This is a genomic window from Micromonospora sp. NPDC093277 (assembly GCF_044765245.1).
Classification (GTDB): domain Bacteria; phylum Actinomycetota; class Actinomycetes; order Mycobacteriales; family Micromonosporaceae; genus Micromonospora.
Genome location: NZ_JBIWJO010000034.1, coordinates 1 through 7,812 on the forward strand (window position 1 = coordinate 1; position 7,812 = coordinate 7,812).

Genomic DNA, 7,812 nt, shown 5'->3' on the forward strand with positions numbered 1-7,812 from the left:
GTACGGGTCGGTGGTGCCCATGAACGCCCATCATGCCTCGTGCACGAGCAGATCGGGGTCTTGCCCGGGTCTTGCCCAGCATCCGCTTCTGCCGCGAAGCGCTCGCTACGCAGAGCGACGGCCGAAGGCGTGCGAATCGTGCCGTCGGCCGTGCGCGACTCCACGCTCGGTGATCGTCACGACAGCTAGCACCCAGCCAGAACGCTTCGGGCGAAAGCCTTGGCATCTGGTGAGTCGTCGGGTCGCACAGGCGCGGCACCGTTCGTATCAATCGAAGATTTCCTCGTACTTGACCTTGATGCGCCCGTGGTAGCTGTCGACCACGAGGTACCAGTCGTCGTCGTATGGCACCTCGAGGACGATCGGGCTCACGTTGAAGAAGCCGCCGTGGTACTCGTATTCGTCACCGTCGAGGTACGCCTGGTATTCGTCGGCGTCCATCAGGCATGCCCGCGCGGACGAGCCGCGCAGCTGTACCGCGAGCTGGGTGCCGCCTGCGCAGCCACCGAGATCGAACCACAGGTGCTCCATAGGCGATTACTAGCGGATCGCGCGGCGGACGTAAAGCGGCTCGCGATCCGTTTGGAGGTCACCCTGCATCCGGCTCGATTCGGTCCTAGGTCAAAGCGGACTCTCATCCCGCGAACCGGGCGCTACGCACTGTCACCGCCGGGCTTGTTGGTCCTTGGTCGCGTCGCAGTGCCACGCCGCGGCCGGGACTGTCAGAATCGTGCACAAGGAGCCGGTACGCGGGGACGGGGAGACGCCATGAGTGACTGGAACGACAAGATCATCGCTGAGTTTCGCGCCAACGGTGGGCAGGTAGGCGGTCAGTTCGCTGGCGCGCCGCTGCTGCTGTTGCACACGGTCGGTGCCAAGAGCGGCCAGCCTCGCGTGAACCCGGTGATGTACCAGGAGGTGGACGGCGGCTACGCCGTGTTCGCGTCCAAGGGCGGTGCGCCCACCAATCCCGACTGGTACTACAACCTGGTCGCTCATCCGCAGGTCGAAGCAGAGATCGGTACAGGCACCCTCCAGATGGTCGCCAGGGTTGCCGTCGGGGACGAGCGGGAACGGATCTGGAGCACGCAGAAGGCCGCGTATTCAGGCTTTGTCGACTACGAGCGGAAGACCACCCGCCAGATCCCAGTCGTTGTACTGGAACCTGCACCGTAGGCGGAGGCGGTACAACCCCAGTGCCCACCGGTGCGGGCCGCGCCGCTGGTCCGGCGCATATCCGCACGCGCCGCGAAGTGCTCGCAACCGAGGGTGACGTCGGCGTCGGTCGCTAAGGTCCGAACGTGGCTCCCCTCTGTGTCAAGACGGTGCGGCGACCAACGTTCTAGGCTGGTTGGTGGCGGGTCCGGGAAGTGGCTTGTCCAAAGAGCCGGCGTTGGGGTGTGAGCCGGTCGCGCTGGAGTCAGTAGTCGTTCCCCGGTGCCCTACCGGGTCCGTCACCCCGTGCGCGATGGCGTCGTCGAGCATGTGGCGGTAGACGATGTCGGAGAGTCTGCGTTTGAGGCAGCGCATGGCTTCCATCGAGGTTTTGCCAGCTGCCTTCTTGCGGTCGAAGTGGCCCGTCCTTCGGTGGCATTACGTAGTTGGACGGTGGCCATGGTGTGCACTACCGGTTGATCTGCCGATTGCCTGCGCGGGAGAGGCGGTGGCGGACGTGGTCGCCGGAGGAGGCGTCGATCGGTGCTGTGCCGTTCCAGGAGGCGAAGTGCGCCCGGTTGGGGAAGCGGGTGATGTCACCGACCTCGACCAGCAGCCTGGCAGCGCCGGATGGGCCGATGCTGTGCAGGTCCATCAGGGTGGAGCCGGTAGCGGCAACAAGCTCCTTGAGTTCCTTGTCGGCGGCCTTCTTGCGCCGGTAAACGCGTTCGAGGTCGCTGATCAACTCCGCGGCGACCCGGCGGCGTGTCTTGCCGGCGACGTCGCAGGGTCGCACCTTGGCGAGCAGGGCTTTGGCCTGTGCCGCGGACAGGTCCTTCTTCGCACCACCGGGGATCCGCTCCAACAGCAGCTGGTGCAGCTGGGACACCATGCGAGTGTGGTCCTCGCCTAGTGACCGGCGACGGTCGGCCAGGATCCGCAGCACCGCGAGCTGCTCATCATCGATAACCGGACGCAGGCCGGCCATGCGGGTGCCGACCAACGCGACTGAGTGCGCGTCGGTGGTATCGGTCTTGCGGCCCTGACCGATGACGAACACCCTCGCCCTGGCCGACAGTTTCGGTGGGACGTCCACCACGTGTTCGCCCTCGCGGAGCAACCGCACCGCCACGTGCCGGCCGATACCGCTGCACCCTTCGATCGCCCACACCCGAGCCGGCCACTGCTTGGCGCATCGCAGCATTGCCCGGTAGCCATCCGGGTCTGTGGCGAGCGGCCGCCGCCGAGGACTGTCTCGCTGCCCGTCATGATCTCGATCGTCACCGAGCGTTTATGCGGGTCCATGCCGATGACCACACGATCTGTTGGGCTCATCAGAGTCCTCCGATGCTTGATCCTGTCCTTGTTGTCGAGGCGGGAGGGCAACGCTACTTCGAGCCGAGCAAACCCCTCTTGAGCCTCTCCCCGCCCTAAGGCGACGCCCGGGACTGCGCAGGCCAGAACAGAGCCACACGACCAGCGTGGGCAGCCGATGAGAGAGCGACAGCCCGGGCGCCTAGACCGAGCCTCGCCAGACACCGGTCATAGGGCAAGTGAACAAGTAGCCGATGAGCGTGCGGTTGATCATGGCTCGTGCCCCCAGGCCGAGTAGCCGGGGTGGTGAAACTCGTCCTGGCTACTCGACCTGAGGGCAGGGCCCTGTGGGGGGATGGCCGGAGTGTTCGGTCGTTACGGGATCGTCCGCTGCGACCGCCCGGCGATTGGTGTTACTGGAGAGATCCGAGCGCCTGGACGTGGAAGGGCACGAACTCGCCGTGCCGGCCGTCGCGGATCTTCGCTGTCCAGGCGGGATCGGCGAGCAGGGCACGCCCGGCTGCTACGAGATCGGCCTCGCCGCGTTCCAGTAATTGCACGACACTGTCCAGGCTGGCGCTACCAACGACTGCCCCAGTGCGGATGGAGTCTAGGAACTCCGGTCCATCGAGCCCCACCGAGCCGACGGCGATTGTCGGGCGACCGGACAGCTTTCGGGTCCACCCGGCCAGCGTCAGCGGCGAGTCCGGGAACGCGGGTAGCCAGAAACGCCGGGTCGAGCAGTGGAAAGCGTCGACACCGGCGGTGACCAGTGGCGCGAGGAACGACTCAAGCTCGGCCGGTGTCTTCGCCAGCTGTGCGGTGTAGTTGTCCATCTTCCATTGGGAGAAGCGGAGGAAGATCGGAAAGTCCTTCGCCACCACGCGCCGGCACGCGGCCACGATCTCGGCGGCGAACCGGGTTCGCCCGGCAAGGTCACCGCCGTAACGGTCGGTACGGCGGTTGGTTCGCTCCCAGAAGAACTGGTCGATGAGGTAACCATGCGCGCCGTGGAGTTCGACGCCGTCAAAACCCAGGCGCTCGGCGTCGGCCGCCCCTTGGGCGAACGCCGCGATCACGTCATCGATCTGCGCCTGTGTCATCGGCGCCGTGACGGGCTCGCCGCTGCGGGAAAGCCCGGAGGGGCCAACCGGTGGCACCCCCGGGTTCGGCAGATCACCTGGTTTGCGGTCGGTACCGACGTGCCACAGCTGCAGGACGATCCGGCCGCCGGCGCAACGCACCGCGTCGACAACGCGAGCCCAGCCGGCCAGTGGCGCGGCGCCGAAGATGCGAGGGACCGCTGGGCTGCTCGCCGAGGCGGGGTGATCCACGACCGTGCCCTCGGTGATGATCAGTCCTGCCCCGTGTTCGGCGCGGCGGGCGTAGTACGCGGCGACGTCCGGGCCTGGTACGCCATCCGGCGAGTGGGTCCGCGTCATTGGGGCCATCACGATCCGGTTCGGCACGGTGAGCCGGCCCACGGTGAACGGACGAAACAGTGCCGCGACGGGGTCCGCGGTCGATGTCGGCATGTTGAATCCTCGAATCTGATCGGTTGTCTGGAGGCTGGTGGGCGACTAGCGGAAGTCCGCTGCATGGTCGAGGGCCCACTGCCGGAACGTGCGGGCCGGAACTCCGGTGACCTGCTCCACGGTCGTGGTTACCAGCTCCGGCGCGTCGACCATGGCGGCCCACCCATCGAGCGCCATGTCCACGAACGCCTGATCGCCCCACGCGGCCAGCAGAAACTCGCGCGCCTCTGCACGAGGCTGCTCCTGCCACCGCAGGTCGCGGTCGATCGCCGTCCCGATGAGCCGTACCTGCTCCTGTTGGCTGACGGCCTCGGGCCCGGTGAGGGTGTACGCCGCCCCGACGTGCCGATCCTCGGTCAGCGCCAGCGCGGCCACCGCGGCCAGGTCCTTTTCGTGAATCAGCGATCGGCGGGCGTGCCCGTAAGGCCACCGCACGACCCCTCGGGTGCGGATCTGCTCGGCCCAGCCCAGCGTGTTGGCCGCGAATCCGCTCGCCCGTAGGAAGGTCGACTCCAGCTCGGTCCGTTCGATCAGGCCCTCGATTTCGCCCCAGAACCCGACCGGGCGTTCGCCGTCTCGCCCGCCCATCGCGGACAGGTAAACCACCCGGCGGGCGTGCTCCGAGAGCCTTTCCACGGTTGCTGGTGCGGCCGCGGTCGACAGGCCGGGCCACACGAGGAAAACCGAGTCGACCCCGGCCAGGGCGGCGTCGAGCGTGTCCGGTCTGGTCAGGTCACCGCCGGCGACGCCAACATCGGCGGGCAGCCTCGCTGCGCCCGGTTCGCGGACCAGTGCTCGGACGTCTGCGCCCAACTCCAGCAGCCTGTCCACCACGTGCCGACCGACGTTGCCGGTGGCACCGGTGACCAGGACTGTTCTGCGTGTACTCATTGATGGCTCCCGGTTCGTGACGTAACGCGCGCCGATTCCGGCCGACCCGGCAACGGCGTCCTACACACCCTCGAACTTGAACAAATGTTCAAGTCAAGTACCGTGACGGCCGTGACATCGCTCGCACCCGACGCCGACGAACTCACGATCGGTGAACTGGCCGACCGCAGCGGCGTGACCGCCTCGGCGCTGCGCTTCTACGAACGCCAGGGCCTCATCCGCAGCCGGCGCACCGTCGGCAACCAGCGCCGCTACAGCCGCCCCACCCTTCGCCAGGTCGCGTTCATCCGGGCCTCACAGAACGTCGGAATCCCACTGGCGACAATCGGCAGCGTCCTCGCCCTCCTACCCGACGGACAGCCACCGACGCGCGAGTTCTGGATCCGCGCCTCCGAATGCTGGAGCGCCGAACTCAACGCGCGGATCCGGCAACTGGAACGCATGCGCGACTTGTTCACCGAATGCATCGGCTGCGGCTGCCTGTCCCTCGACCAGTGCAAACTGACCAATCCAGACGACACATTGGGCGCCCTCGGGCCCGGCCCGCACCGACTGGTCACACACCCGCAGACCTCATAGCCGACCGCAGGCACCGGACGCCTCCATGCCGCTATCGATCCACTCGAACAGCCACCGTCGGCCACGGCGAGCCGAGCGCCCGGTTCACCGCGCTAGCCAGGGCATACGGGTGGCCGCCGCCGTGGGGCCCGCCACCCGTGCGTTCGACACCGCGGCCCACGCCGTCGGGCCGACTCCCGCCGGCCTTGGCCACCAGAGAGCCCGCCGGTAATCACACTCAACCGCAGTGCCGCGCAGGAAGACGCCGACGTCCTCATCTGCCGCGAGGCGTGCGCGTTGTCTCAGGACATCGGTCACGCTGAGTGAACATCAGCCTCGGTGCTGTTCCTTGGGAGACGCGACGAAGCGAAGCGCCACGGCGCCGGGGAGGCCGCCGTCGCCGCACAGGGAATCGGGGAGCACGTGGGGAGCAGCCGGGTGCGCTGAACGGCGTTGAACGGCATTCAACGGCACGCAACGGTGCTCAACTGCACCCGCCGCCACCTGCGGCTTCTCGTTTCTGCAGGTCAGAGTGGGTGCAGCGTCCTGCTTCACACCGAAGAGGTCACTGGTTCGATCCCTGTATCGCCCACCATGGGTAGCAGTGCGCGAACCGCGTCAGCGGTTTGTATTTGATCAAGGGCTGGGCCTTCGAGGTCCGGCCCTTGTCCGTCTCTGAGCACCGGAATCCTGAAGATCGGCGTGAGGCTGTCATCGGAGTTGACCACTATCTCGTGGATCAGGGCTTCGAAGAGGGCTTTCCTGGCGATGTGGTTGCCGTGGTTGAGGACGTCGCGGATGCGAGCGTGGATTTTGGACAGGTCGGCGGGGGCTGGTGCGGCGGGTGGCTGGTCCAGGTCGAGTTCGAGTTGTGCCTTGCGGGCGCGTAGGAGTCGTGACTGGTCGCGTAGGTTGGCCAGCCGGGTTCTGACGTTGTCGTCTTCGTCGTCGAGGATGCCTTTCTCGAAGGCTGTCAGGTAGCGGTCGACGGCGGTGCTGTTGTCTTTGAGTTGTCTGTTGATCGCGGCGAGTTCGTCCTGGTAGGCGCTGGTCGACTGGGTGTGGCTGGTCTGGAACTCGGTGATGGCTTGGCTGATGACGGGGTAGCCGTTGGAGTAGAAGTCGAGGACGGCCTGGCGCATGGCGTGTTCGAGTTCGTCGGCGTTGAAGCGGTGGTTGTCGCATCCGGCGTTGGTGCCGTAGCGGGCGCGGCTCCAGCAGATGTAGTAGCGGTAGCGGTGGTTGCGGCCGTGGGCGGCGGTGCCGATGTAGCGCCGCCCGCACTGCGGGCAGCGGATCTTGCCGGTGAGTTCGTAGTCGGAGGAGTTGGCCGCGCGTTGGCCGATGTCGGCGCTGCGTTTGGCGAGGATGCGTTGGGCGAGGTCGAACTGCTCGGTGGTGATGATGGCGGGGTGGGCGTCGGTGACGGCGATGTCGCGGAAGTGTTTCTCGCCGAGGTAGACCCGGTTGGTGATGATCAGCTCGACGGTGTGCGGTGACCAGGACTTGCCCATGCGGGTGCGTAGGCCGCGGTCGTTGAGCATGGTGGCGATGGACTTCGCCGTAACCTCCTACACCGGTGCCAAGGTCATGCACGACCTCACCATCGACGACATCCACACGTACTATGTGCTCGCCGGCACCACGCCGGTCCTGGTTCACAACTGTGGTCCGCGCTTCTCGGTCGATTCCACGGGGAACGCCACCGATCTCGCCAATCTAGGTGGCAGGGTTGGTGTTCCGAAGCTGGAAGGTGGCACCCTGCAAGAAGTGGGCGGGCGCATCTGGGGTTCCGGAAATCCCTCCCACCTCATAGGAACACGCTCTCCAGCTGAATTGCGAGCATTGGCAAGCAGGGGTGACGCAGAGAAGTTGCAGGACTTCTATCAGAGTGCAGCGCTTGCAGGAAAGGGCGGAAAGACTGCACCGGCACGCGTGAGGCTGACTCAGGAGATCATCGATGCTTGGAAATAGTCGGGTGAGTAAGGGAGAGCAGGTCGTAGACCTGAAATTTGCGGCGGCGCGAGGGGAAAGCGTGGAAGTGTGCTTCGAGCCGGTAGGAACCACCTTCTCCCTGAGCGACGGTGAGGCGATCTTTCTCCGGACCGCAATCTCAAACGTGGCCTCACTTGAGATTGTCTCGTGGCCTAACGGGATTGGGGTTTGGGTTCCTTATCCCGGCGACTACGCGATCGTTGACGCAAAGGGGAACGAAATCGATACACTCTGATCCTCTCCGTAGGAGGGGATGTTCGCTCCGGATGCAATGCCATTAAGTTAGGGCATTAGTGCTGGTCAGTTCAGTGAGCTGACGAGGGGTCGTTCGGCCGGTACGGTGCTGTGGCGTGACGTTGTCTGG

At 66.0% G+C, this 7,812-nt stretch carries 8 protein-coding genes; 3 read left to right on the forward strand and 5 right to left on the reverse strand.

Translation table 11 applies throughout. From position 1 onward, the window contains the following. Positions 1-267 precede the first annotated feature (267 nt). The gene (locus tag ACIRG9_RS31475) at positions 268-531 is read right to left on the reverse strand and encodes a DUF1883 domain-containing protein (RefSeq protein ID WP_402864166.1); all 264 of its coding nucleotides are present in this window, start codon (positions 529-531) and stop codon (positions 268-270) included. Positions 532-768: 237 nt separating this feature from the next. Between ACIRG9_RS31475 and ACIRG9_RS31480 the strand changes: the two genes are divergently transcribed. After that, positions 769-1,176, forward strand: coding sequence for a nitroreductase family deazaflavin-dependent oxidoreductase (locus ACIRG9_RS31480; RefSeq protein ID WP_402864169.1), 408 nt, complete (start codon positions 769-771; stop codon positions 1,174-1,176). A 448-nt stretch (positions 1,177-1,624) separates the two neighbouring features. Here ACIRG9_RS31480 and ACIRG9_RS31485 read toward each other — a convergent pair whose 3' ends face one another. The 3 genes from ACIRG9_RS31485 to ACIRG9_RS31495 all read right to left on the reverse strand — a co-directional run bounded on the left by ACIRG9_RS31485 (position 1,625) and on the right by ACIRG9_RS31495 (position 4,895). Beyond that, entirely contained in the window at positions 1,625-2,359 is a 735-nt protein-coding gene (locus ACIRG9_RS31485; protein ID WP_402864172.1) for a transposase, read from the reverse strand. Between the two features lie 523 nt (positions 2,360-2,882). Next, positions 2,883-4,004, reverse strand: a complete 1,122-nt coding sequence (locus ACIRG9_RS31490; RefSeq protein ID WP_402864175.1) for an NADH:flavin oxidoreductase — start codon at positions 4,002-4,004, stop codon at positions 2,883-2,885. A gap of 45 nt (positions 4,005-4,049) precedes the next feature. Continuing rightward, positions 4,050-4,895: an NAD(P)H-binding protein gene (locus ACIRG9_RS31495; RefSeq protein WP_402864178.1), complete on the reverse strand. Its 846-nt coding sequence runs from the start codon at positions 4,893-4,895 to the stop codon at positions 4,050-4,052. Between the two features lie 111 nt (positions 4,896-5,006). On the opposite strand from ACIRG9_RS31495, the gene soxR reads away from it, so the two are divergent. After that, positions 5,007-5,474, forward strand: coding sequence for a redox-sensitive transcriptional activator SoxR (gene soxR / locus ACIRG9_RS31500; protein WP_402864181.1), 468 nt, complete (start codon positions 5,007-5,009; stop codon positions 5,472-5,474). 530 nt (positions 5,475-6,004) lie between these two features. Here the strand turns inward: soxR and ACIRG9_RS31505 are convergent. After that, positions 6,005-6,997, reverse strand: a complete 993-nt coding sequence (locus tag ACIRG9_RS31505) for a recombinase family protein (protein ID WP_402864184.1) — start codon at positions 6,995-6,997, stop codon at positions 6,005-6,007. A 7-nt stretch (positions 6,998-7,004) separates the two neighbouring features. On the opposite strand from ACIRG9_RS31505, the gene ACIRG9_RS31510 reads away from it, so the two are divergent. Beyond that, positions 7,005-7,427 (forward strand): hypothetical protein, encoded by a 423-nt coding sequence (locus ACIRG9_RS31510; protein ID WP_402864187.1) that lies wholly within the window; start codon positions 7,005-7,007, stop codon positions 7,425-7,427. Positions 7,428-7,812 lie beyond the last annotated feature (385 nt).

Excerpts from the sequence above, each read along its gene's own strand:
- ACIRG9_RS31475 (WP_402864166.1), bottom strand. The coding sequence starts at position 531 with ATGGAGCACCTGTGGTTCGATCTCGGTGGCTGCGCAGGCGGCACCCAG.
- ACIRG9_RS31480 (WP_402864169.1), top strand. The coding sequence starts at position 769 with ATGAGTGACTGGAACGACAAGATCATCGCTGAGTTTCGCGCCAACGGT.
- ACIRG9_RS31485 (WP_402864172.1), bottom strand. The coding sequence starts at position 2,359 with ATGCTGCGATGCGCCAAGCAGTGGCCGGCTCGGGTGTGGGCGATCGAA.
- ACIRG9_RS31490 (WP_402864175.1), bottom strand. The coding sequence starts at position 4,004 with ATGCCGACATCGACCGCGGACCCCGTCGCGGCACTGTTTCGTCCGTTC.
- ACIRG9_RS31495 (WP_402864178.1), bottom strand. The coding sequence starts at position 4,895 with ATGAGTACACGCAGAACAGTCCTGGTCACCGGTGCCACCGGCAACGTC.
- ACIRG9_RS31505 (WP_402864184.1), bottom strand. The coding sequence starts at position 6,997 with ATGCTCAACGACCGCGGCCTACGCACCCGCATGGGCAAGTCCTGGTCA.
- ACIRG9_RS31510 (WP_402864187.1), top strand. The coding sequence starts at position 7,005 with ATGGACTTCGCCGTAACCTCCTACACCGGTGCCAAGGTCATGCACGAC.